This is a genomic window from Ruegeria sp. AA6 (genome assembly GCF_056542865.1).
The window spans coordinates 21,097-44,196 of sequence record NZ_JBQGAN010000025.1; the positions used below are offsets into that span (position 1 = coordinate 21,097).

Below are 23,100 nucleotides of genomic sequence, written 5' to 3' on the forward strand. Positions count from 1 at the left end.
ACCATGTCGGAACTCAAGCTCACGGATGTGGCGAAATCCTATGGTCCTGTCGATGTATTGAAGCATATCGATCTGGACATCGAAAAGGGTGAGCTGATCGTCTTTGTCGGTCCATCAGGTTGTGGCAAATCTACCTTGCTGCGGATGATCGCTGGGCTGGAAAAGATCACTGGTGGTACGCTAGAGATTGAAGGGCAGGTCATGAATGACGTGCCCCCCGCCCAACGGGGCATTGCGATGGTGTTTCAGTCATACGCGCTTTATCCGCATATGACAGTGCGCGAGAACATGGCCTTTGCGCTGAAGATCGCAAAGATGCCCGCTGCAGAGATCAACAGTGCTGTTGAACGCGCCGCTCAGATCCTGCAACTGGATCCGTTCTTGGACCGTTTGCCCAAGGCCCTTTCCGGTGGTCAACGTCAGCGCGTTGCCATCGGTCGAGCGATTGTGCGTGACCCCAAGGTTTATCTTTTTGATGAACCGCTTTCGAACTTGGACGCCGCGCTGCGCGTTGCGACCCGTATCGAGATCGCCCGTCTGAAAGAGGCGATGCCTGACAGCACCATGATCTACGTGACCCACGATCAGGTCGAAGCCATGACGCTGGCCAGTCGGATCGTCGTTCTGGCCGATAAAGGCATCGCGCAGGTCGGGACGCCGCTGGAATTGTACGAAACACCGGACAACGAATTTGTGGCGCAGTTTATTGGTTCTCCCTCGATGAACTTGATGCCAGGGAAAATATCCAAAACGGGTGAGCAGACCTCGGTCACTCTTGACGCGGGCGGTACGGTTGTTTCTTCCATTCCAACCGACCCTGAACAGATGGGTTTGCAGGTTAATGTAGGTGTGCGCCCAGAAGATTTCTTTGCTGACGACGCCACGGGGTTCCTTGAAGGCAATGTCGATTTCATCGAAGCCTTGGGAGAGGTCACTCTACTTTATCTCGCCAGCCGGGCCGGCGCCGAGGGGATTGTGGCCAAGTTCCCCGGTGTCGAACGAAACCTGCGCGGGCAAGATGTCAAGCTCAACGCGGACCCGAGCAAAGTACATCTTTTCCACAATGGTCTGTCGATACGGAAACGTTCATAGGCTAGGTGATCAAAGCAAATTGGCTGGGCGACGGACATATTTTTGCGCGCAGCCAACCATGCGGAACGTCAAACTTCTCTTAGCCGAACCTTATGGTTTTTATTGCATTAGAATTAAGGTTAGCGTGAAACGGGCCTACTTGGGAAAACCAAGTACAGTAAGAAGAATTTAACATACGGTCACAAAAAATAAGACCTATTGAATTAACTTACGAGGGTCACTAGGGTCCGCGCATGACCCAGAGAACGAAAACTTTCGGCACAACGTGCTATCGAAATCTCGGCAAGAATGGTCTTGCAACAGCCAATTTTGGCGAGGAAACCTTTCTTCGGGTGTCGTCTGATGCGGTCAGCACTTTGACCTCGACCGCCTTTGCGGATGTCTCACATTTATTGCGCCCAAGTCATCTGGCGCAGTTGCGCGGCATTCTGGATGATCCTGATGCTTCGGCCAATGATCACTATGTGGCGCTGGAACTGCTGAAGAATGCTGTGATTTCAGCCGAGCGGGAGTTTCCAAGCTGTCAGGACACTGGCACGGCTATCATCCACGGCAAAAAGGGTCAGAACGTGCTGGTGCAGGGTGATTTGCACGAAGCTGTCGAACAGGGCGTGAAAGATACTTGGGAAACGCGCAACCTGCGCTTTTCGCAGATGGCCCCGCTAAGCATGTATCAAGAGCAAAACACCGGCACCAACCTACCAGCACAAATTGACATCGAGGCGCGCAGCGGCGATGCGCTGGAGTTCCTGTTCATGGCCAAAGGGGGTGGGTCAGCGAACAAGACGTTCCTGTATCAGGAAACCCGACGTCTGTTAGAGCCTAAGCGCATATTGGCCTTCTTTGACGAAAAGATACGCACGCTGGGAACCACGGCATGCCCACCTTATCACCTGGCCATTGTGATTGGAGGTTTGTCAGCCGAGCACTGCCTGAAAGCCGTCAAACAGGCCTCGGCGAGGGAGCTGGATGAACTGCCCACAACGGGCAGTCCCGATGGCCGCGCCTTTCGTGATCTTGAGCTTGAGGCGCAGATACTGGAGCTGACTCGCAATATGTCGCTGGGTGCTCAGTTCGGCGGCAAGTATTTCTGCCATGACGTGCGTGTCATCCGCCTGCCACGCCACGGGGGAAGCCTGCCTGTTGGTATGGGGGTCAGCTGTTCTGCGGATCGTCAGATCAAGGGGCGTATCGACCGGGATGGCATTTGGGTTGAGCAGTTGGAACATGACCCGGCCCAGTACCTGCCCTCGCAGGATGTCGCAGCGAAATCCGCGACCCGGATCAATCTGGATCAACCGATGGACGATATCTGCGCCGAACTGTCTGCGCTGCCGGTTTCCAGCCCGGTCCTGCTGTCCGGCACCATGATCGTCGCGCGGGACCTGGTCCATGCGGAACTGGGCCGGATGATCCGTGAAGGCAGGGACTTGCCTGAATACATCCACAACCACCCGGTCTATTACGCGGGTCCTGCCAAGACGCCAGAAGGCTATGCTTCGGGATCCTTCGGCCCCACGACTGCGGCGCGGATGGACCCCTATGTGCCCGAGTTGCAGGCGCTCGGCGCGTCGCGTGTGATGATCGCCAAGGGCAACCGCGCGCCGTCGGTCGTGCAGAGCTGCAAGAACCATGGCGGGTTCTTTCTGGGCTCAGTTGGCGGCGCGGCTGCGGTTCTGGGCAAGGATGTCATCAAAAGCATCGAAACGCTGGACTTCTCTCATTTCGGAATGGAGGCCGTTTTCCGCATTAAAGTCGTGGATTTTCCGGCATTTGTGATTATTGACGACAAGGGAGAAGACTTCTTTACCCGCAAACCCACGTTCTAGGTCAAAGGAGCAGAAATGCCGCCATCCTCAGACAAAATCACTCTGCGGCAGCTGCAGATTTTTCTGGTGGCGATAGAGACGCGCAGCTTTGTGCGTGCGGCAGAGCGGTTATCCCTGACCCCGCCTGCGGTATCGATGCAGATGAGCCGGCTAAGCGAGGAATTCGGTGCAGCCCTATTCGAAAAGTCCGGTCGTTCCGTGATCCCGACCGAGGTTGCCACCGCACTGGTTCCTTATGCGGAACGCATGACAGAAACGCTGGCCGAAGCGGTGGATGTGGTTCAGATCCTGCAAGGTAAGCTGGATCACCGGGTTCGTGTGGCGATGGTGTCGACGGCACGGAACTTTGGGCCGCATCTGCTTGCGCAGTTTCAACAGGAGCACCCGGAATGTGATCTGCAATTCAAGATCGCCAACCGCCGCAGCGTGATTGAGATGCTGGATACTGATCAGATTGATCTTGCGCTGATGGGGCGACCGCCGCGCCGGCTTGAGACAACCTCGCACCAGTTTGCCAAACACCCTTATGTTTTGATCGGTCACCCGGATCATCCCTTGGTTCGGTCCAGCCGGATTCGCCGGTCGGACTTGTCCCACCACCAGTTTTTGGTGCGAGAGCGTGGGTCGGGGACAAGAATGGTGCACGAGCATTTCTTCTCGGAATCCGACCTGCCGCAGCCCAAGGCGCAAGAAATGGACAGCAATGCCAATATCAAACAGGCGGTCATGGCGAATATGGGGCTGGCCTTTATCTCGGCGCACACGATTGCATTGGAAACCATGGCCGGGAAGCTGAAAATTCTGAATGTCGAGGGCATGCCGGAGTACCGCGATTGGTTTGTCCTGCATATGCGGAACAAACCCCTGCGTCCGGCGGCGCGGTCCTTTCGAGACTTTGTCGATCAGAAAGGTCCTGCATTCATGGCGGGATTCTTTAAAGACGCTGGGATTGCAACATAGCTTTCGCCCGAGTCACGATGGGTGGGTCTATCATCTTTCCGTTCAGCAAGACTGCGGCCAGACCTTGCTCAACAGCCTGATCGAAGGCTGCGACGACACTTGTGGCGTGCTCGATTTCTGCAGGGCTGGGCGTGAACACGGCGTTCACCACTCCGACCTGACGCGGATGTATGCACATGACGGCGTCAAAACCGATTGCGCGCCCAAGTTCGACGCTGGCTTGGAAACTGTCCATGTCATTGATTTCGGCGATGCTGCCCGGAAGCCCGATGGACATAAGCCCGCCTGCTTGGGCTGCGTGGATCAAAGTTTGCGCAGGGCCTTTCAATGCGTCAACCGTGGGCTCATGACCGCAATCCGTGGAAAAATCTTCGGTCCCGAAGGCCAGAGCAGTCAGGCGCGGGGTCGCCTTTGCAACGGTAGATGCATTCAGCAACCCTTGGGCCGTTTCGATCAATGCGATGAGTTTGATTTGATCCGCAGGCCGTCTAGCCTGCCGTTCCAGCATCGACAAATATTCGTTTACCAGACGCAGGTGATCAGCGCCGATGACCTTGGGCAACATGATTGCATCAACACCGGGTAAAACAGCGGCCTCGAGGTCGCGAACGCATTCGCCCAGATCAGCATTCACCCGGATCGCGACCGACATTCCATTCTCTTTCAAACCGGCAACGGCTTGCGCCAGCCCTTCACGTGCAGCTTGTTTGTGGTCGCGCGGCACGCTGTCTTCCAGATCCAGCAAGATCGCATCCGCATCACGTTCATGCGCTCTGGATATGAGCTCAGGCCGGTGTGCCGGGGTGAACAGGTAGGATCGGATCATGCGGCAACCGTTTGGGTAAACTCGGATCGGATAGAGCATGTGTGTTCACCCAATGCGGGCACTCGGCCAAATCGCGGGGTATGGGGGTCAAAGCTGTGACGCACCGGGGCGGCAACCAGATGTGCCTCTTCCCCGGTTTCCAACGTTACTGGCGTTCGGCGCAGCTGCGGGTGTTTCGCAAAAGTACCGACCGAGTTCACGGCCCCATATGCGATGGCTGCAGCAAATAGTTTCGTTTCCAGTTCAGACCGGTTGTAGCGCGCAAAGTATGCGGCCACGATGACATCCAGCTCGGTCCGGTTGGCGACCCGCTTGGCGGCATCGCAGAACCGGGGATCAGAGGCCAGCTCGGGCTGGTCAATCACATCGGCGCACAGGCGCTTCCATTCCCGCTCGTTCTGGATTGAGATCGCCAGAATCTCATCATCTGCGGTTGTAAAGCCGCCATAAGGCGCGATGGAGGGATGGTGCAGGCCAACCGGTTGCGGGGCTTTGCCCGCATAGTCCGTATGCATCAGCGGCACTGTCATCCAATCCGCGGCGGTGTCGAACAAGGACAGCTTGACCGCGCTACCCTTGTCGTTGATCCCACGCGCAATCAAGGCCTTCTGGATGCCGATGATCGCGTTCATGCTGGCCCCAATATCGCACACCGAGACGCCAACCCGACCGGGATGACCGGGCGCGCCATTGACCGCAACCAACCCACTTTCGCATTGCACCAGAAAGTCATAGGCCTTCATGTCACTATACCGCCCATCCTCGCCATATCCGCTGATATCGCAGGTGATCAGGCGCGGGTTGCGTTTGCGCAGAACGTCCTCGCCAAAACCTGCGCGGGCGATGGCTCCGGGCGCGAGGTTCTGGATGAACACGTCCGCCTTGTCCAGAATGCGGTGCAACAGTGCGGCATCGTCCGGGTTTTTGATGTCCAGGCACAGACTTTCCTTGCCGTGATTTGCCCAGACGAAATACGAGGCCGATCCCTTGACGGCGCCATCGTATTTGCGGGCAAAATCGCCGGTGTCGCGCTCGACCTTGATGACCCGAGCACCCCCTTGGGCGAAGTGACATGACGCCAACGGCGCAGCGACGGCCTGTTCCAGAGAAACGACCAGCAGGCCGTCATAGGGTTTGAAAGAGGTATCGGTCATGCGGCAGCTCGTGTGTTCAAAAGCGCGAGGGTGCGGTGCATTTCGTTGGCGACAATGGTCATGCCTTCGTCAAAGCCCATGCCGGGCTTGACCAGAACGCGATCAGGTCTGGTGGCCATTGCTGCGTGTAGACAGGCGCGGGCGGAAATGTCGGTCTCGTTACAGGTGCCACCCTGATACGCGGCGACGCCGTTGGCCTTGCAGTAGAGAACCGCGTCGACTGTGTTGTGCAACGAGCCCAGATCGGGGGTCTTGATTTGCACCATGTCACAGCAATCGGCGTTGGCGAAATCGACCACGTCCTCGAACGTGTTGCACCATTCGTCGGCCACGATTTTCACTTTGCTACCAAGCGCCCGCAATGAAGCTCGAATATCGCGAAGCAACGTGATTTGCCCGTCTTTGGACCCTGCATCCGCGGGCCCTTCGATATACAGATCAAAGGGGGCCGCGCGGCGTTCCAGCGTTGCGAGATAGTTGGCGATCTTGATCGCGTCATTGTCAAAGATCATCCCGATCGTGCCGTAGACGTCGATATGCAGCACCGGGTGATAGCATTCATCCGTGCGCAGATCCTGAATGCGGCGCGACAGCCAGGTGATGTATTCGGCCAGTTTGCCGCCATTTTCGCCCAGCTTTTGCGGGATGTTGTTGATCAGGCCATGGGGCAGGGCGTCGACTTTTTTCAGCACCATCTTGTCCACGGCTTCATAGCGGTTATCACCGCTCTGCCCGAATAGGTGCAGGGGGGAGGCCACGGCTGGCAGTTCCCATTCGTCGCAGATGACCTCAAATTTCATTTTACCCGAGGCAATAGACGCCGCCGACAACAATGCCTGCGACAGACCATAGCGAACAGCCGTATGAAGAGGTTCGCCATCCACAATAAGCTTGTCAAAGAATGCTGCGCTTTCGCGGAAACTGGTTACGTCATGCCCGATCAGAACGGGGCCCAGATGTTCCTGCAGGAAGGGGATGACGGATGAGGCCAGAAATAACGGATCACGCCCGGCGGCACCGGAATACTGCACGGCGGCACAATCTCCTTCGGCGATTTGGCCGTTTTCCAGTTCCAGCAGGATCGAAACACTCTCTCCATATTGCCGGACGCGTGCGAACCCATCGGTCACGGCTTTCCCGCAGTACACAAAGCCATCCTGCTTTGCGCCTTGCTTGATCGCCGCCTGATCGTCGAAATAATACGAGGCAAGCCCCGGTGCGAAAACAACATTCTTGATCTTCATGACAGTCTCTGTGCGTTAGGCTGCGGCTGTGGGCCGACCGATGAGTTTGCTTGCGGAAATGGCGCGGACGTCATCAACCACCATGTCGAAGGAGACCTCTCGCCCTTCCGAGCGCGCGCGTTCGGCGATACGATCACGGTGGAAGGCCATGACATCTTTGGGTAGCGGTACGTTTCCGGTCTCGAAGATCCGCAATGCGCCGTGATTGTCGCGCACGGGTGTCAGCTTGCCGGCGTTTCCGATGGCGGGGGCGAAGGGAACGTCCATAACGCCGGATTCAAAAGCCAGAACGGCTCCGCGCGCGATGTCGCCTTTGCCCAGCTTTAAAACGGCGCGCATGACCGCGTGCACCTCGGACTCGATCACTTCGACCTCAGTCAGGATTTCGTTGCCGTCATTGCGGTTCTGGTCGGCGATCATGTTGACCATCTGGCGGGTCGCCTTCAGCCCGGCCTGGTTCGCCTCAAGCGAGGGGATGCCGCTGGCCTCGTGCGGTGTTTTGACGATAATCTTGGTTGCCCGCGCCTGTTTGGCTGCCAACGCGCCCAGACAGATCACGGCTGTTGCCTTGGCCTCATCCGCGGGAAAGCCGCCCATCCACTGATGGAACACGGTGGACAGCTGATAATCGTGGTAGCCTGCATTTTGGAAATAGTGGTGCCCCAGTCGCCGCAGAGACCGCAGCGCTGCAACGTCCTGAACCAGATTGCCCGCCTGACCGTAGCCCAGCGTGATGCAGCGGACACCCTGTTCCAAAGCCAGTAGACCTTCGATGATCGCAACAACATGGGATACAAACGGCGGTACAAGAGTCCCGGTCAGCGGGCCAAACGGCTCGCGGTTGATGCGTACGCCATGTTCTTCAAAGCGGCCCACAAGTCGGTCGCAGTACTGCCAGTGGCGGATCGACTGCTCCAGCGGGATGTTTTTTGCGTAGGGGATGTTATACGAAATCCCGCCGCCCTCGTAGGATGAATAGCCCGAGCAGAGGGTGACTTCGGCCAGCAGGCGCGCGTCAGGTGTGCCATGGCGCACTTGTATCGGTTTTTCGACCGTGTCCACCAGTTGTTTGCAACTGCGGACACCGTGGTTCACGGCCGGAAAACCGTTCAGCAGAGATTTGCCTGCCTTACGAGATCGGTCGATGCCGTCCTGTGCTTCGTCATAGCGGTTGTGCCGGGTGTAGGCGTCAATCGTTGTGGGTAGCACGTCGCAATAAGGGGTCAGGCCCTGCATCAGCGCGGTGTGTTCGCGCAGCAAAGCGACACCGGCGCGCGGTTGCAGCAGCGTTTTTCCAGTCTCGTCGGCATTAGCCAGTGCCGCGGAAAAGCGTTTTTCCACGGGCAGTTCCAACTGGCGGGTCACACCCGCGTTGAATTCTACGTCGGCTCCGGTGTGCCACGATTGCAATACGCCTTCGCGCTCGGCATCGAAAACGGCGTCGGGCAGCTTGGAATTCGTGATTTCTGGCGTGCCGGTCATGTCACCATCTGCCTTCGCTAGATTGCGGCCCAGTCGGCGAAGCCCGAGGCAAAAGCGCCCGAGTTGTGGCCGATATTCGAAAGGCGCCGCATGTCGATATCGTCTTTCAACAGCACTACGACCTCGTCGATATTTACCGAAGCTGGGAAGACACGGTCATAGCCCATGTCTTCAAATCGGGTGACGACCGTTGCGAAATCTTGTTTGCCGATCACCAGATTTCCGCCAACATAAAGCAGGACATTGCCGATCCCGGCAGCTTGGCAGCGGTCGCGCAGGCCCTGGCAGTCAATTTCACCGTGCCCGTAGATAGATGAAACCAGGATCGCATCCGCGTTTTCTGCCAAAGCGGCGGCCACGAATTCGGCCTGACTGACCATCACACCCAGATTCACGACCTCGATCCCGGCCCGAGTCAGCAGGCTGTCCAAGATCTTGTTCCCTACCGCGTGGCAATCTGCGCCGATCACTCCCAATACAATTTTATATGTCGTGCTGGCGTCGAACATTTCTCGCTACTCCTCTGTCGCGCTTTCACGGTTCGTAGCGATGATTCTTTTTTCAGTAAACGTTAATGATGAACAATGCAAAAAAGATAAGGGAAGCTTACTAAAAATCATGATGGCGTGAACCGTCAGATTCAGACCATCTCGGTGCTATTGCGGTTGCCCTGGTCTCAGATGTCGCATCTGAGCACCCTTCTGTCCGAAATTGATGCTGAAAAACTTGCATCAGACTGCGCAGACTAAAGGCTGCAACGAATAGGAGCCTTCATGCGATTCTCGGCGCTGCGACTTTTCAAAGAGGCCGTAACCGGCCACAAGGGCTGGGGTCCGCAATGGCGCGACCCCGCGCCTGCGGATGCCTATGACTATGTCATCGTGGGTGGTGGGGGGCACGGCCTTGCCACGGCGTATTATCTGGCCAAAGAATTCGGCGCCGCGCGCATTGCGGTCCTGGAAAAAGGTTGGATTGGTGGCGGCAATGTCGGGCGGAACACAACAATCATCCGTTCGAACTACTTACTGGACGGAAATGAGCCGTTTTACGAATTTTCGCTGAAGCTGTGGGAAAACCTTGAGCAGGATTTCAATTACAACGCGATGGTTAGCCAGCGCGGGATTCTGAACCTGGTCCATACAGATGCGCAGCGCGACGCGGCGCGGCGGCGGGGTAACGCCATGATCCTGAACGGGTCGGATGCCGAGTTGCTGGATACCGAAGGCGTGCGCGCGATGTATCCATTCCTGAATTTCAGCGACGCGCGGTTTCCGATCAAGGGTGGCCTGCTGCATCGTCGCGGCGGCACGGTACGCCACGACGCGGTGGCGTGGGGCTATGCGCGCGGGGCAGATATGCGCGGTGTGGATATTATTCAGAACTGCGAAGTGACCGGTTTCCGCATTGAAAACGGCAAGGTTCTGGGTGTCGATACGACGCGCGGGTTTATAGGTGCCAAAAAGGTCGGCGTTTCTGTCGCGGGCAGCTCAAGCCGTGTGATGGAGAAGGCGGGGATGCGTCTTCCGATCGAAAGCCACGTGTTGCAGGCGTTCGTGTCCGAGGGGCTGAAGCCGATCATCGACGGCGTCATAACCTATGGAGCAGGTCATTTCTATTGCAGTCAGTCTGACAAGGGTGGTCTGGTGTTTGGCGGTGACATCGACATGTACAACACCTACGCCCAACGCGGAAATTTGCCCGTGGTCGAGGATGTGATCGAAAGCGGTATGTCCCTGATCCCGGCGCTGGGTCGTGCGCGGCTGCTACGCAGCTGGGGCGGGATTATGGATATGTCGATGGATGGTTCTCCGTTTATCGACAAGACGCATATCGACGGGCTCTATTTCAATGGCGGCTGGTGTTACGGCGGGTTCAAGGCGACGCCTGCATCCGGGTACTGTTTTGCCCATCTTCTAAAAACCGACTGCCCCCATGAGACGGCCACTGCATACCGGCTTGACCGGTTCATGACCGGGCACGTGATTGACGAAAAAGGGGCGGGTCCCCAACCCAACCTGCATTGAGGAACAAGGTACATGCTAAACAAGTTTGCTCGCGATCTGATTGAGCATTGGCATCTTGGCTTTGTTGCCACTGCAGATGCGGATGGGAATCCGAACGTCTCGCCGAAAGGGACATTTGTTGTCCACGACGACACCACAATTGGCTTTGCCGAAATGCGGTCGCCTGACACTTTGTCGAACATCGCGATCCGTCCGCAAGTCGAGGTCAACTTCATTGACATTCTGACGCGCCGAGGCGTTCTGGTTCAAGGTAAGGCCGGCTTTGTTCCGCGTGACGACGCGCGATACCCGTCGCTGCGCCCTGCGTATACCAATCGCTGGCCCGAAATGGAGCCAATGTTCTCTGGCTTTGTGGTCATCGACGTGACGGCCTGCAAACCACTGGCGACACCTGCGTATGACATGGGTGTCACCAGCGAAGAACTGCGCGCCAAGTGGATGCAGCGGGTTCGCGATATAAACATCATTCATAAGGGGTTGGAGGTTGAAGAATGCTGATCAATCACCCTTTGCTTGGCCCGCGCGACGCGCAGGAGTTCACCTATATGGGCGATGCCTCGTTGATCAACCGACCTGACTGGCAGGCTGATGACGCGGTGCAGGCGTTTCACGACTATCTCTACCTGCGTGACAACCCGGCGGGCGAACACCGCGAATTGTGGTTCCATGAACAAGGCGACCGGTCGTGGCTGGTCGTGACGCGCAACACGCTCACGCATGAAATTCTGAAAGTCGAACTGGCACGCGACGTGGCCAAGGCGGCAGGAAAGGTTGCACGATGACCCAAAGCAATCGTCTGAAGGGCGGGTTGATCAACCGTGACGCCAGACTGAATTTCACCTTTGACGGTAGGTCCTATCAGGGGTTTGAAGGCGACACCCTGGCTTCGGCCCTGCTGGCCAACGGCGTCCGGCTAATGGGGCGGTCTTTCAAGTATCACCGGCCGCGTGGGCCGCTGACAGCAGGCAGTGAAGAGCCAAACGCGCTGGTCGAGCTGCGCTCGGGTGGGCGGCAAGAGCCCAACACCCGCGCCACCGTGGCTGAGCTGTATGACGGGCTAAACGCGAATTCACAGAACCGCTGGCCGTCGCTGGAACGCGACTTTATGGCGATAAACGACCGGTTTTCTAATTTTCTGACGGCGGGTTTCTATTACAAGACGTTCATGTGGCCCAAGGCGTTCTGGGAAAAGCTGTATGAGCCAATCATCCGCAAGGCCGCCGGTTTGGGCAGTTTAACCGGAGAGGACGATCCCGACCTCTATGACAAAGGGTTCCTACATTGTGATCTGCTGATCGTTGGTGCAGGCCCGACAGGTTTGGCGGCTGCACTGACCGCTGGACGTGCAGGCGCACAGGTCATTCTGGCGGATGAAGATTTCAGCATGGGTGGTCGTCTGATTGCCGAGACTGGTGCGCTGGCTGATATGTCTGGCGCAGATTGGGTATCGCAGGCGCTGGCCGAGTTGGCGTCGATGAAGAATGTGCGTGTCATGCCGCGCACAACCGTTTTTGGTGCTTATGATCACGGCATTTATGGCGCGGTTGAGCGCAACGCGGATCACTTGATTGCGCCCGAGGCGGACAAGCCACGTCAGACCTTGTGGCGGATTTATTCAAAACGCGCACTGATCGCGACCGGTGCAATTGAACGCCCCATCGCGTTTGAAAACAACGATCGACCCGGTATCTTGCTTGCCGGCGCGGTGCGCTCCTTTGCCAACCGCTGGGCTACAACGCCTGCGCAATCGGTCGTGGTGTTTGCCAATAACGATGATGCACACCAGACAGCACGCGATCTGATGGCGCAAGGTGTCAAGGTTCCGGCCATTGTCGATACGCGCCCGGATGCGGCGGATGTTGACGGCATCGAGGTTCTGAAAGGTGCCGAAATCATCAACACTTCGGGTCGGCTTGGCCTGACCTCGGTTCAGGTGCGTACCGACAAGGGCTATACCCGCGATCTGCATTGTGAGGCGCTGGCGATGTCTGGTGGTTGGAACCCGAATCTGGGCCTGACATGCCATCAGCGCGGCCGCCCTGTGTGGAACGCCGATATTCATGCGTTTGTTCCGGGCGAAGGGCTGCCCGTTGGCCAGCTCGTTGCTGGTGCGGCCAACGGCGAACTAACCACAAATGCGGCGCTGCAAGGCGGTGCAACTGCGGCGATGTCAGCGCTTGCTGATCTGGGGATCACGGCGTCGCTTGGCGATCTGCCTGCCGCCGCAGACGCGCCAGTATCGATTACTCCGTTCTGGCACGTTAAAGGCGCAAAACGCGCGTGGCTGGATTATCAGAACGACGTCACCGTCAAGGACGTCAAGCTGGCCCATCAGGAGAACTTCACCTCGGTCGAACACCTCAAGCGCTACACCACGCTGGGCATGGCGACGGATCAGGGCAAAACTTCAAACGTGGGTGCACTGGCGGTGATGGCGGAGCTGACCGGCAAGTCCATCCCGGAAACCGGCACGACCATTTTCCGCCCCCCTTATACACCAGTAGCGATGGGTGCCTTCAGCGGTCGTGCGGTCGGCAAAGATTTCCACCCGACCCGTCTGACCCCGAGCCATAAATGGGCTGAGGAACAGGGTGCAGTGTTTGTCGAAGTCGGCAATTGGCTGCGCGCGCAATGGTTCCCGCGCACGGGCGAAACCCATTGGCGGCAATCGGTGGACCGAGAAGTTTTGCAAACCCGCAACTCGGTCGGTGTCTGCGATGTGACCACGTTGGGTAAGATCGACGTGCAGGGCGCAGATGCCGCAGCATTCCTAAACATGATCTACGCCAATGCGTTTGGCAAACTGCCTGTGGGCAAGGTCCGGTATGGCCTGATGCTGCGCGAGGACGGCATTGTTTATGACGACGGCACTGCCGCGCGTCTTGCCGAGGACCATTTTGTTGTGACCACCACCACGGCCAACGCGGTTCTGGTCTACCGCAACATGGAATTCGTGCGCCAATGTCTGTGCCCCGAGATGGACGTTCAACTGATATCGACCACCGAGGCCTGGGCGCAATACGCCGTGGCTGGTCCAAACAGCCGCAAGTTGCTGCAAAAGATCGTGGACTCCGAATTCGACATCTCGAACGAGGCGTTCCCGTTCATGGCCTGCGGCGAGATCTCTGTTTGCGGCGGCCTTCGGGCACGGCTGTTCCGCATCTCATTTTCGGGTGAGCTGGCCTATGAGATTGCGGTGCCCACACGCTATGGCGACGCGATGATGCGCGCGCTTATGGAGGCGGGCGAAGAGTTCGACGTAGTTCCTTACGGGATTGAGGCATTGGGTGTCATGCGGATCGAAAAGGGTCATGCAACCGGCAATGAACTGAACGGCACGACCACAGCGCTGAACCTTGGCATGGGCCGCATGGTCAGCACCAAAAAAGACTGCATCGGCAATGTACTCAGCTGCCGCGAGGGGCTGAACAGCCCGGATGCGCTGGCGCTGGTCGGGCTGAAGCCGGTAGACGCCAAAGATACAGTTACTGCAGGCGGCCATCTTATGAACGCCAACGGGCCTGTCGATGCGGCTCATGATCAGGGCTACGTCACCTCGGCGGCTTACTCACCGATCCTCGAAAGTTCGATCGGGCTTGGCTTTGTCAAAGGCGGGTTCGACCGCAAGGGTGAAAAGTTGCGTCTGGTGAACCCGTTGGAAGGTCAGGAGATCTTGGTCGAAATCGTCAGCGCTCATTTCGTGGACCCGGAAGGGGAGAAGCTTCGTGCATAAACTGAAACCCACCACCCCGCTGGGCGGCGACGCACCCCGTACCGACACCATCGGCACGATTACCATCACCGAAGTCGTGGATAAGGCGCTGGCCTCGATCGCGGCGCGGACGGATCAGTCGGACGCCGTGCGAACAGCACTGGCTGGCAAGATCGGTCTGGCCTTGCCCGAGGCTGGTCAATCCGCCGAGGCCGCGCCCTTTGCCGCGTTTTGGACAGGGCCGGATCAGTGGATGATCACAGCGCCACATGACAGCCACGAGCTGCTGGCCGCTGAACTGAAACAGATTGTAGGAGATGCAGCGTCTGTTGCCGAACAGACCGACGGTTGGTGCCGGTTCGACGTACAGGGGCTGGCCCTGTGCGATCTGTTCGAACGGCTGAGCAATGCCCCAGTTAGAGCGATGCAGCCGGGCGCAGCAATCCGGACCACAGCTGAACATCTGGGTGTCTTCCTGTGGCGGTTGGCCGAGGATCGCATGGCCGTTATCGGCCCCCGGTCTTCGGCCGGATCACTGCATCACGGTTTGGTGGCAGCAGCGAAATCCGTTGCCTGAGCGTCAGCCCGATGGCAGCACATCGTCGCTACTCACGCGCATCGAATTTTTGGCACGCCGGTCACTGATCGGCGTGAGGCCAAATGTCTCACGGTAGTGTCGCATGAACGCACCGGGCGTAGCGTAGCCGACCATATAGGCAACCTCGGCGATGGGGTCATTTGTATAAAGCACCAACTGCCGGGCCTGATTCATTCGCATCCTGCGGTAATAGGTCAGTGGGCTGTGCCCGGTGGCCTTTTTGAAACTGCGTTCCAGAGACCTTGCTGAAAGACCCACGGCTTCGGCCACTTCGCTGATCTGGATCGGGTTTTCTATATGCTCGGCAAAATGCTGAATGGCCTTTGCAACCTGTTTCGGCAACAGGTCCTGGCTTTGCGCGGTCGAGATCGCAGGCACCTTTTGGGTCACGGTCCCGCTGCGAATGAACGGGTGCTGAAACCAACAGGCCACTTCGGTCATGACGTCGCCACCCAATCGATTTTCGATAAGGGCCAGCATGTGATCGAACACGGCTGATGCGCCTGAGATCGTGGTAATAGACCCTTCTTCGCAAATGACGGTCCCGTGTATCGGTATTTCGGGAAACTCGGCCTGAAATGCGGCCTCGTAACACCAGTGCACCGACAATGGATTTTCGCCAGTCAACCGTGTTCGGGCCAGCGGAAAGACTCCACCGCTAATCGCGCCGATCCGTGTCTTGGAACGCATCAGACGCTGAAGTGCGGCATTCGCCTTTGACGGGTTATCGAATACACTGTTTGGACTGGATGCGAACAGAAGATGCGTCAACGCCTTGGTTTGCGCCAATGTACTGTCGGGAAAAAAGGTTACGCCAGCCGAGGATTGAACCGGTTCGTCATGTTCAGCAACGACGAGCCAACTGAAGGCGTCCTGACCTGAGATCTCGTTTGCCGCGCGCAAAGGCTCGATACAAGAGGTCAGGCACGCCATGGGGAAGCCGGGGAAGATCAAAATCCCAAGCGATATCTGGTCTAGCTGATCCGTCATTGTCGCTGCTCTTTCATGAGTTCGCCGACTGTTTCAAGGATATCATTCTCTAGCTTTCGTGCTGCCGGCGAAAGCGCCGAATCGGCCCTTCGCAATAGATGAATTTGCCGTTTAGCGGTCTCATCTGCCAGTGGGCGAAACACCAGATCGGAGTGTCCAGCAGAAATAGCGGCCATTTCCGGCAGGATCGTGATGCCGATTCCAGCCCGAACCATCCCGAGAATAGAGGTGAGATTGTGCGCTGAAAAGCGGGATGCTGCATGCAGTTCTTCTGCCTCTGTTCCGGGTATGCTCTCGGACAGGCTGTTGGCGATCAGGTTCTCGTTTTGCAGCGCGTTCCACCCGATGGGACCAACGTCGTGTGCCAATGGATGCTCAGGTGTGAGCAGAACGCCAAACCTGTCGGTCAGCAACAGTTGGCTGTGCAGGCTAGGAACCGCGACACCCAATGTTGCAATGCCGATATCAATTCGACCCCGCGATAACTCGTGCAGGACTGACTTTGAGTCCATGTCCCGCAGATCAATTCGAACTTTGTCGTAAGTTGTTAAATTTTTTGAAATAACGCGTGGAATTATCGTCCCGGCGATCGAAGGAACCGTCGCGATTCTGACGTGCCCCATGCTGGCATCAGCAAAATTTTCGATGGCGCGAACCGTGTTATCGAAATGCTGTAATTCCTGTTCCGATTGCTCGAAAACGAACTCTCCCAGTGCGGTAAGTTTGTTTTTTCGATCTGTTTCAAACAGTGGTTCGCCAAGATGCGTTTCGAGTTGCTTCAGCATCATTGACACGGCCGAAGGAGTTCGTTTCAGGACCATGGCCGCGTCAGTCAGATTGCCACTGCGGGCGACCGCGACAAAACCACGAAGCATTTCGATCTTGAGTGTCATCGTGAGAGCTTCAATTTAACTGAAATACTATTCAATAATTTTAGTTTGATTGATTGCTGGGAAAGAGTCCATATCCGACAAGAATATTCTATATGGGGCGACGGCTATGGCTGACATTCAAAAGAACCTGATTGCTGGTGAGTGGGTCACCGGTGAAGGTGAGATCGAAAACCGCAACCCGTCGGATTTGAGCGACCTCGTCGGTATGTTTGCCCAAGCGAGCGCGGATCAGCTTGAAGCAACGCTGGATCAGGCACGCATGGCACAGCGCGAGTGGGCGGCTTACGGGCTAGAGCGTAAGCAGGCCGTTCTGAACGCTATCGGTAACAAATTGATGGCCCGCGCCGAAGAACTGGGCACGCTGCTCAGCCGGGAAGAGGGCAAACCGCTGGCCGAAGGCAAGGGCGAGGTCTACCGCGCTGGTCAGTTCTTCACCTATTACGCCGCCGAGTGCTTGCGTCAGATCGGTGAGAACGCGGACTCTGTGCGCCCTGACATCGAAATTGACGTGCGCCGCGAAGCTGTGGGTGTTGTCGCCATCATCAGCCCTTGGAACTTCCCGACGGCGACCGCCTCGTGGAAGATTGCGCCCGCCCTGTGCTATGGCAACGCGGTGGTCTGGAAGCCTGCCAACATCACTCCGGCGTCGGCTGTCGCTCTGACCGAGATCATCAACCGTCAGGACATCCCCAAAGGGCTGTTCAGCCTTGTCATGGGCTCGGGGCGTTCCATCGGACAACGCCTCGTGGAAAGCCCCAAGGTCAACGCGATTTCGTTCACCGGATCGGTTCCGGTGGGCAAAGGCATCGCGTCCGCCGCGATCCAGAATCTGACCAAGGTTCAGATGGAAATGGGGTCTAAAAACGCTCTGGCTGTTATGGACGACGCTGATCTGGATCTGGCGGTGACGTTGGCACTGGGTGGCGCGTTTGGTGGCACCGGTCAGAAATGTACGGCATCCTCGCGGCTCGTGGTGCACGCGGGTATTCACGACGCTTTCGTAGAAAAGCTGGTCGCGGGTGCGCAGGCGATGAAAGTTGGCCACGCTTTGGAAGAGGGCGTTCAGATGGGCCCAGTCGTCAGCCAGCAACAGCTGACCGAAAACCTTGCCTATGTCGATCTGGGCAAATCCGAAGGCGCAGAACTGGCCTGCGGTGGTCAGCGTCTGGAGATGCCGCATGAAGGCTTCTACATGTCGCCCGGCGTGTTCCTGAACACCACCAACGACATGCGCATCAACCGCGAGGAAATGTTCGCGCCGCTTACCAGCGTCATCAAGGTCGGCAGCTATGACGAAGCACTGAGCGTCGTCAACGACACCAACTTTGGCCTCACGTCGGGCATCGTGACCAAATCACTGGCACGCGCCACCCATTTCCGTCGCAATGCGCGCACCGGTGTTGTCACCGTCAATCTGCCCACCGCGGGCACCGACTATCACGTGCCCTTTGGCGGTCGCGGCGACAGCTCGTATGGTCCGCGTGAACAGGGCAAGGCCGCGGCCGAGTTCTACACCACGGTCAAAACCGCCTATATCAGCGCGGGTCCTGTCTGATGTTGATCGATTGCCTGCAATACGTCAACTGGTCGGAAAAGGTGTTCCGCCAGTTGCGCGAAGGGGGCGTGGACGCGATCCATGTCACCATCGCCTATCATGAGAACTTCCGCGAAACGGTTCTGAATTTCGAGAAATGGAACCGGTGGTTTGAGCAATACCCGGACCTGATCATGAAAGGCCGGTGGGCCGGTGACATCGATATCGCGCGGGAAACGGGCAGGACGGCTGTGTTTTTTGGGTTCCAGAACCCGTCTCCGATCGAGGACGACATCGGCCTAGTCGAGATTCTGCACGATCTGGGCGCCCGGTTTATGCAGTTGACCTATAACAACCAGTCGCTGCTGGCGACCGGCTGTTATGAGGCCGAAGACACCGGCATCACCCGTATGGGCAAACAGGTCATCAAGGAAATGAACAGGGTGGGCCTTGTCGTAGACATGAGCCATTCGGCGGACCGTTCGACCATCGAGGCGGCTGAGATTTCCGAACGACCCATCGCGATCACACATGCCAACCCGCACGAATGGTCGCCAGCCCTGCGCAATAAGCGCGAAGCGGTGATCCGCGCGGTGACTGAAAACGGCGGGATGTTGGGTTTTTCAGTCTATCCCCACCACCTGAAAGACAAGTCCGATTGCACTCTGGAAAGCTTCTGCGAGATGATTGCCCGCACGGCAGACAAATATGGCGCGCAGCATCTGGGGATCGGCACGGACCTGTGTCAGGATCAACCGGACAGCATCGTGGAATGGATGCGTGTGGGGCGCTGGACGAAAGAGATCGACTATGGCGAAGGCTCGGCCTCGGCCCCCGGTTTTCCGCCTATGCCGCATTGGTTTCAGGACAACCGCGATTTCGGAAACATCAAAGCTGGCCTGCGCGCCACAGGCATGAATGACGACGAGGTCGCCGGGATAATGGGTGGCAACTGGTACCGTTTCTTTGACCACAACTTCAAACCGCTCGGCTGAGGCAGGCCAGCAAAACAAGAATGCGATCACCGCCTTCCCTTATGGTACGGCTCAACTACTTTGATCGGAGGAGAGATGTCTGAAGCATCTTTAAACACCGCACAAAAGGCAAGGGAAGCTGAATGCGCCAAGTTGGGCTGGCCTGACCGGATCATCAAAACGTCTGACGATTTCAGGTAATACTGAAAAAGACCTGAGGAGGAGGCACCGAATGATTGACGTTCCCCGTCGTGACCCAAACTTGGTAATGCGCCTTGCTCGTCTTGGCTCAATGCATCAATCGCGCCTTTCATTCATGCGCATCCTTACGCGACGGCTGGCCCGGGAGAACTGGCGGTTCGAGAAAACCGCGTTTGAGATTGATGCCAACGGCGTAGGCCATGCGGTCTTTACTGCCCACGGACCCGAACGGTCCTACTCCCTGATCGCATACGCTCATGACCTGCCACCCGAGCAACGCTCGGATCGGGTAATCGCCGAGGCGTGGGATGCTACCTTTACCCTGTTTGATGGTGTCCCAACCGCAGATGACATCGAACGCCTGTCGCATAACATCCCGGTGCAGGAAGCCGGACGAGTGACCGGAAGGGAATTATCGGTATCTCGCGCCAACCGCTCTGTACGTCTTTGGGAACATGTTGTCATCGAACTCGCCGATGGCCGCCAGCCGTCGGCTGAAAAAATCGACGCCGTGGGCTATCTGATGCGCACCACGGCCGTTTACGGCTCGGGCAAGTTGGGTGCGGCTGACCGTGAGATGATTGCCGACCGCCCCGAATTCCGCGCACCGTTCCAGGTTGAGATGCTGTCGGTCTACCTGACACGTTGGTTCGTAACCGAGTTGGTGCAACACATGGCCAATGCGCGCGCGGCGAGCGACGGGACCCAAGCCGCCAAATTGGATGCTGGGATTGCTCGCTCGATGGGGATCGGCAATTCGACGGGTTTGGGTATGGCGCCGTTTTTGCTGAACCACCCGGTTTTGTTCAACAACTGGATGGCGGCACGCGAAAGCGCAATTCAAGCTGTGCGCGGGGTCGAGAAGGCAAGCGAAGAGGAAATAGCTCTGTTCCGGGACGTGCTGTCGCGTAATCTGCTGATTGTCGAAACTTGGCATTCCGAACACCCAATCCAGGTTGAGAAACTTGCTGCCCTGAGGGCAGATATCGCCAAGGTTAATGACTATCTGGCAACCGCCGACCTTGGCGCAGATCACCCATGGGATACGCTTTATTCCTGGGCCGAGCAGAACCTGACCCTTGAAGGGCAGGAGTGGATTGCCTCGTTGATGCTTGAACCATACGGGGCGCTGGTTGATACGTTTGCCGAAGGTATGGCGGCGGACAATACCGCCACTTTCCGCATCTCTGGCGCGATGAAGATTGGCGATCTAAGGGTACTGTTGAAAGATATCTATGGCTGGGCGCTGGAAACGGACTGGTCAACGCCAGCCAGCAATGCACGCGCTTGGTATGTCTCGGAAGAGAAGCTGGAGCCGCGTTTGGGCGAACGCTTTGAGGAACCCATCGAGGAGTACGAGCAACCTCTGGCCCCCGGTCGGGACGCAGCGTTGTTATTTCAGGCTTTGGCCCATTGGTCGGACGAGGCGCAGGTTGCGGATTTCCTGCTGCGTCACCCCGAACACCGCCACGCCCTGCGCCGCGTTCAGATCGTAGGTCGCGCGCCTTATGCCGAAATCCGAGACAATACGATCTCGGACCGGGTGCTGCCCATCGACATGTTGCGTTGCAAATTGTCGTTCTTTGGCGCGACCAAATTCGATCCCCGTTCGGATCGCTGGGTTCGGATCTGCATGTATGGAAATGCGCCTCTGCCGCACGAACTGAATTCCGAGAACGCAGATTACTGGGTCTTCCCCGAACTTGAAGAGGCCGCTACATGAGCCATTCGCTGAATGAAATCGAGGCCATGAGCAAACGCGCCGCACGCGGTGCGGGCCTGTCGTGGGGTCTGGCCGAAGAGGCCGCCAAAGGCACGCGATGGTTGTCGGCGTTTGGGTTTTCAGGGGCCGGGTTGCTGGCCGACCTGCTGGAAATGAACGACCGCATCCCATCGATTGACGTCGCGCCCGTCTCGCTCAGCGCCGAAGTCTGGCACGCCCCCACGCGTCGTATGAGCCCGCTGATCGCGGGGGCGTCTCTCAGCGATTGCGCTGTGCGTTTGATGGATCGGGGGTCAATCACCATGGAAAACGTGAGCCTCCCGTTATTGGCCGTGCCTTTCATGGGGGGCGCAGCATTGCGTCTGGGTGTACCGGTTGCAGCCGAATGGGAAGGCGCGCGGTTGGCAACCGACGGGCAGCAAGTTTGCGTCCAAGCCTCGCCCGAGGCTCTTGAGGCACGCCACGCGGACAAGCTGGTGTTTAGCGCGCCTGCCAATATGACTGGCCGCCGTGAACCGGTCATGCGTGCCGATGTTTCTGATGAGAACTGGAACAGGCTCGGCGTCTTTGCCCACCGCACATTCGCACCCGCAACCGAAGAAAGTCGCCTTCGTGGTGCGGGCGCAGGCCTGAGCGACAACGACTGAAACGCTGCCCCCGTTTGTAGGGGCGCATAAAAAGTACGAACGGGAACATACTATGACCGCCACTGAAGTTCTGTCTCTGTCCGAGATCGAAGATCTGTCCTTTCGCGTGCTTGTTAAAGCCGGAACATCCGAGGAAAACGCTCGACCTCTGGCCGTTGCTACGGCGATGACCGAAGCGGACGGCGTGGCGTCGCACGGGCTGGCTTATATCCCGATCTACGCGCAGCACGTTGAATGCGGCAAAGTGGACGGCGCGGCCAAACCGGTGGTGGCGCAACCACGCCCAGCGGTCGTGACAGTAGACGCAGCCACCGGCTTTGCCCACAGCGCGATTGATCTGGGTTTTGAGAAACTGATCCCACTTGCCCGCGAGCAAGGCGTTGCGGTTCTGGCCATCAACAACTCGTATAACTGCGGTGTTCTGGGCGTGCATACTCAGCGTCTGGCGCAAGCTGGTTTGCTAGGAATCGGATTTACCAACGCCCCTGCGTCGATCGCGCCATCGGGTGGAGCGAAGCCGGTCCTTGGAACCAACCCGTTTTCGATTTCCGCACCTGATACAGACGGGAATGCAGCACTGTTAATTGATCAGTCCGCCAGCACAATCGCTAAAAGCGAAGTCATGAAACACGCGCGCGAGGGTAAGTCTGTGCCCGAAGGCTGGGTGCTGGATGCCGACGGTCAACCCACCACAGACCCCGAGGCTGGCCTGAAAGGTTCGATGGTGCCGTCGGGCGGGTACAAGGGCGTAGGTATTGCCCTGACTGTTGAGTTGATGGCCGCAGCTATGACTGGTGCCACGCTTGGCTCCGTTGCCAGTCCGTTTTCAGGGACTGCGGGTGGTCCGCCCAAAACCGGTCAGTTCTTTATTGCAATTGACCCGCAGGCAACAGCTGGCGGGGTTTTCCGGGACAAGCTTGCCGAATTGATCGAGTCGTTCCGCTCGCAGGATGGTGCTCGTCTGCCGGGCGACGGTCGTCAGAAATGCCGTGAGCGCGCGGCTACTGAGGGGGTCGCGGTTAACGCGGCCGTTCTTGAAAAGGTCCGCGCGCTTCTTTGAAACAAGAAGCGCGTTACCAATTAGTGAACTGAGATGCGGGTGAGGGTTTGAACGGTTTTTCCATCACCTGACACTTAGTCTCTTTATTCGACAAATTGGCATTAAAACTTTCATTCTTTCGAATTAACGTGCTTCCAGCCTCAAGGAAATGAAAGAA

20 protein-coding genes are annotated in these 23,100 nt (G+C 57.5%); 13 read left to right on the forward strand and 7 right to left on the reverse strand.

Annotation, left to right across the window (positions count from 1 at the left end):
- Positions 1-3: 3 nt before the first annotated feature.
- From ACR0LN_RS20050 to ACR0LN_RS20060, 3 genes are all read left to right on the forward strand, one after another.
- The gene (locus tag ACR0LN_RS20050) at positions 4-1,092 is read left to right on the forward strand and encodes an ABC transporter ATP-binding protein (protein ID WP_480432147.1); all 1,089 of its coding nucleotides are present in this window, start codon (positions 4-6) and stop codon (positions 1,090-1,092) included.
- 233 nt (positions 1,093-1,325) lie between these two features.
- Complete coding sequence (locus tag ACR0LN_RS20055; protein ID WP_480432149.1) at positions 1,326-2,921, forward strand: FumA C-terminus/TtdB family hydratase beta subunit; 1,596 nt, start codon at positions 1,326-1,328, stop codon at positions 2,919-2,921.
- 15 nt (positions 2,922-2,936) lie between these two features.
- Entirely contained in the window at positions 2,937-3,881 is a 945-nt protein-coding gene (locus ACR0LN_RS20060; protein ID WP_480432151.1) for a LysR family transcriptional regulator, read from the forward strand.
- Here the strand turns inward: ACR0LN_RS20060 and ACR0LN_RS20065 are convergent.
- From ACR0LN_RS20065 to glmS, 5 genes are read right to left on the reverse strand one after another with little or no spacing between them, the layout of a single operon-like run.
- Positions 3,856-4,707, reverse strand: a complete 852-nt coding sequence (locus ACR0LN_RS20065) for an HpcH/HpaI aldolase/citrate lyase family protein (protein WP_480432153.1) — start codon at positions 4,705-4,707, stop codon at positions 3,856-3,858. The two genes, ACR0LN_RS20060 and ACR0LN_RS20065, sit on opposite strands and share 26 nt — an antisense overlap.
- On the reverse strand, positions 4,704-5,861 hold the full coding sequence (locus tag ACR0LN_RS20070; RefSeq protein WP_480432154.1) for a CaiB/BaiF CoA transferase family protein: 1,158 nt from the start codon (positions 5,859-5,861) through the stop codon (positions 4,704-4,706). Before ACR0LN_RS20070 ends, ACR0LN_RS20065 begins: the two co-directional genes overlap by 4 nt.
- Positions 5,858-7,105 carry a methylaspartate ammonia-lyase gene (locus ACR0LN_RS20075; RefSeq protein WP_480432156.1) on the reverse strand — a complete coding sequence of 416 codons (1,248 nt, stop codon included), beginning with the start codon at positions 7,103-7,105 and terminating at the stop codon, positions 5,858-5,860. Before ACR0LN_RS20075 ends, ACR0LN_RS20070 begins: the two co-directional genes overlap by 4 nt.
- Positions 7,106-7,120: 15 nt before the next feature.
- Entirely contained in the window at positions 7,121-8,587 is a 1,467-nt protein-coding gene (locus ACR0LN_RS20080) for a methylaspartate mutase subunit E (protein ID WP_480432158.1), read from the reverse strand.
- A 17-nt stretch (positions 8,588-8,604) separates the two neighbouring features.
- On the reverse strand, positions 8,605-9,096 hold the full coding sequence (gene glmS / locus ACR0LN_RS20085; RefSeq protein ID WP_480432160.1) for a methylaspartate mutase subunit S: 492 nt from the start codon (positions 9,094-9,096) through the stop codon (positions 8,605-8,607).
- 264 nt (positions 9,097-9,360) lie between these two features.
- Here glmS and ACR0LN_RS20090 point away from each other — a divergent pair, with 264 nt between their 5' ends.
- The 5 genes from ACR0LN_RS20090 to ACR0LN_RS20110 are packed head-to-tail and all read left to right on the forward strand — an operon-like array spanning position 9,361 to position 14,900.
- Positions 9,361-10,611, forward strand: coding sequence for a sarcosine oxidase subunit beta family protein (locus tag ACR0LN_RS20090; protein WP_480432161.1), 1,251 nt, complete (start codon positions 9,361-9,363; stop codon positions 10,609-10,611).
- A 12-nt stretch (positions 10,612-10,623) separates the two neighbouring features.
- Positions 10,624-11,109 (forward strand): pyridoxamine 5'-phosphate oxidase family protein, encoded by a 486-nt coding sequence (locus tag ACR0LN_RS20095; RefSeq protein ID WP_480432163.1) that lies wholly within the window; start codon positions 10,624-10,626, stop codon positions 11,107-11,109.
- Positions 11,103-11,393 carry a sarcosine oxidase subunit delta gene (locus ACR0LN_RS20100; RefSeq protein ID WP_480432165.1) on the forward strand — a complete coding sequence of 97 codons (291 nt, stop codon included), beginning with the start codon at positions 11,103-11,105 and terminating at the stop codon, positions 11,391-11,393. Before ACR0LN_RS20095 ends, ACR0LN_RS20100 begins: the two co-directional genes overlap by 7 nt.
- Positions 11,390-14,344, forward strand: a complete 2,955-nt coding sequence (locus ACR0LN_RS20105; protein ID WP_480432167.1) for a sarcosine oxidase subunit alpha family protein — start codon at positions 11,390-11,392, stop codon at positions 14,342-14,344. Before ACR0LN_RS20100 ends, ACR0LN_RS20105 begins: the two co-directional genes overlap by 4 nt.
- A complete protein-coding gene (locus ACR0LN_RS20110; RefSeq protein ID WP_480432169.1) occupies positions 14,337-14,900 on the forward strand; it encodes a sarcosine oxidase subunit gamma in 564 nt (187 codons plus the stop codon). The genes ACR0LN_RS20105 and ACR0LN_RS20110 overlap by 8 nt, the downstream gene beginning before the upstream one ends.
- Before the next feature lie 3 nt (positions 14,901-14,903).
- On the opposite strand, the gene ACR0LN_RS20115 is transcribed toward ACR0LN_RS20110, so the two are convergent.
- Both ACR0LN_RS20115 and ACR0LN_RS20120 read right to left on the reverse strand, forming a co-directional pair.
- Positions 14,904-15,911: a GlxA family transcriptional regulator gene (locus ACR0LN_RS20115; protein ID WP_480432170.1), complete on the reverse strand. Its 1,008-nt coding sequence runs from the start codon at positions 15,909-15,911 to the stop codon at positions 14,904-14,906.
- Positions 15,908-16,804 carry a LysR family transcriptional regulator gene (locus ACR0LN_RS20120; RefSeq protein ID WP_480432172.1) on the reverse strand — a complete coding sequence of 299 codons (897 nt, stop codon included), beginning with the start codon at positions 16,802-16,804 and terminating at the stop codon, positions 15,908-15,910. Before ACR0LN_RS20120 ends, ACR0LN_RS20115 begins: the two co-directional genes overlap by 4 nt.
- 106 nt (positions 16,805-16,910) lie before the next feature.
- On the opposite strand from ACR0LN_RS20120, the gene ACR0LN_RS20125 reads away from it, so the two are divergent.
- The 5 genes from ACR0LN_RS20125 (at position 16,911) to ACR0LN_RS20145 (ending at position 22,943) form a co-directional block, all read left to right on the forward strand.
- Positions 16,911-18,359, forward strand: coding sequence for an aldehyde dehydrogenase family protein (locus tag ACR0LN_RS20125; protein WP_480432174.1), 1,449 nt, complete (start codon positions 16,911-16,913; stop codon positions 18,357-18,359).
- Positions 18,359-19,333 (forward strand): membrane dipeptidase, encoded by a 975-nt coding sequence (locus tag ACR0LN_RS20130; RefSeq protein ID WP_480432176.1) that lies wholly within the window; start codon positions 18,359-18,361, stop codon positions 19,331-19,333. Before ACR0LN_RS20125 ends, ACR0LN_RS20130 begins: the two co-directional genes overlap by 1 nt.
- Before the next feature lie 211 nt (positions 19,334-19,544).
- The gene (locus ACR0LN_RS20135) at positions 19,545-21,236 is read left to right on the forward strand and encodes a hypothetical protein (RefSeq protein WP_480432178.1); all 1,692 of its coding nucleotides are present in this window, start codon (positions 19,545-19,547) and stop codon (positions 21,234-21,236) included.
- Entirely contained in the window at positions 21,233-21,883 is a 651-nt protein-coding gene (locus tag ACR0LN_RS20140; protein WP_480432180.1) for a DUF3726 domain-containing protein, read from the forward strand. The genes ACR0LN_RS20135 and ACR0LN_RS20140 overlap by 4 nt, the downstream gene beginning before the upstream one ends.
- A 52-nt stretch (positions 21,884-21,935) precedes the next feature.
- Entirely contained in the window at positions 21,936-22,943 is a 1,008-nt protein-coding gene (locus ACR0LN_RS20145; protein WP_480432181.1) for an Ldh family oxidoreductase, read from the forward strand.
- Positions 22,944-23,100: the final 157 nt, after the last annotated feature.

Coding starts and splice junctions, on each gene's coding strand:
- ACR0LN_RS20050 (WP_480432147.1), top strand. CDS start 4: ATGTCGGAACTCAAGCTCACGGATGTGGCGAAATCCTATGGTCCTGTC.
- ACR0LN_RS20055 (WP_480432149.1), top strand. CDS start 1,326: ATGACCCAGAGAACGAAAACTTTCGGCACAACGTGCTATCGAAATCTC.
- ACR0LN_RS20060 (WP_480432151.1), top strand. CDS start 2,937: ATGCCGCCATCCTCAGACAAAATCACTCTGCGGCAGCTGCAGATTTTT.
- ACR0LN_RS20065 (WP_480432153.1), bottom strand. CDS start 4,707: ATGATCCGATCCTACCTGTTCACCCCGGCACACCGGCCTGAGCTCATA.
- ACR0LN_RS20070 (WP_480432154.1), bottom strand. CDS start 5,861: ATGACCGATACCTCTTTCAAACCCTATGACGGCCTGCTGGTCGTTTCT.
- ACR0LN_RS20075 (WP_480432156.1), bottom strand. CDS start 7,105: ATGAAGATCAAGAATGTTGTTTTCGCACCGGGGCTTGCCTCGTATTAT.
- ACR0LN_RS20080 (WP_480432158.1), bottom strand. CDS start 8,587: ATGACCGGCACGCCAGAAATCACGAATTCCAAGCTGCCCGACGCCGTT.
- glmS (WP_480432160.1), bottom strand. CDS start 9,096: ATGTTCGACGCCAGCACGACATATAAAATTGTATTGGGAGTGATCGGC.
- ACR0LN_RS20090 (WP_480432161.1), top strand. CDS start 9,361: ATGCGATTCTCGGCGCTGCGACTTTTCAAAGAGGCCGTAACCGGCCAC.
- ACR0LN_RS20095 (WP_480432163.1), top strand. CDS start 10,624: ATGCTAAACAAGTTTGCTCGCGATCTGATTGAGCATTGGCATCTTGGC.
- ACR0LN_RS20100 (WP_480432165.1), top strand. CDS start 11,103: ATGCTGATCAATCACCCTTTGCTTGGCCCGCGCGACGCGCAGGAGTTC.
- ACR0LN_RS20105 (WP_480432167.1), top strand. CDS start 11,390: ATGACCCAAAGCAATCGTCTGAAGGGCGGGTTGATCAACCGTGACGCC.
- ACR0LN_RS20115 (WP_480432170.1), bottom strand. CDS start 15,911: ATGACGGATCAGCTAGACCAGATATCGCTTGGGATTTTGATCTTCCCC.
- ACR0LN_RS20120 (WP_480432172.1), bottom strand. CDS start 16,804: ATGACACTCAAGATCGAAATGCTTCGTGGTTTTGTCGCGGTCGCCCGC.
- ACR0LN_RS20125 (WP_480432174.1), top strand. CDS start 16,911: ATGGCTGACATTCAAAAGAACCTGATTGCTGGTGAGTGGGTCACCGGT.
- ACR0LN_RS20130 (WP_480432176.1), top strand. CDS start 18,359: ATGTTGATCGATTGCCTGCAATACGTCAACTGGTCGGAAAAGGTGTTC.
- ACR0LN_RS20135 (WP_480432178.1), top strand. CDS start 19,545: ATGATTGACGTTCCCCGTCGTGACCCAAACTTGGTAATGCGCCTTGCT.
- ACR0LN_RS20140 (WP_480432180.1), top strand. CDS start 21,233: ATGAGCCATTCGCTGAATGAAATCGAGGCCATGAGCAAACGCGCCGCA.
- ACR0LN_RS20145 (WP_480432181.1), top strand. CDS start 21,936: ATGACCGCCACTGAAGTTCTGTCTCTGTCCGAGATCGAAGATCTGTCC.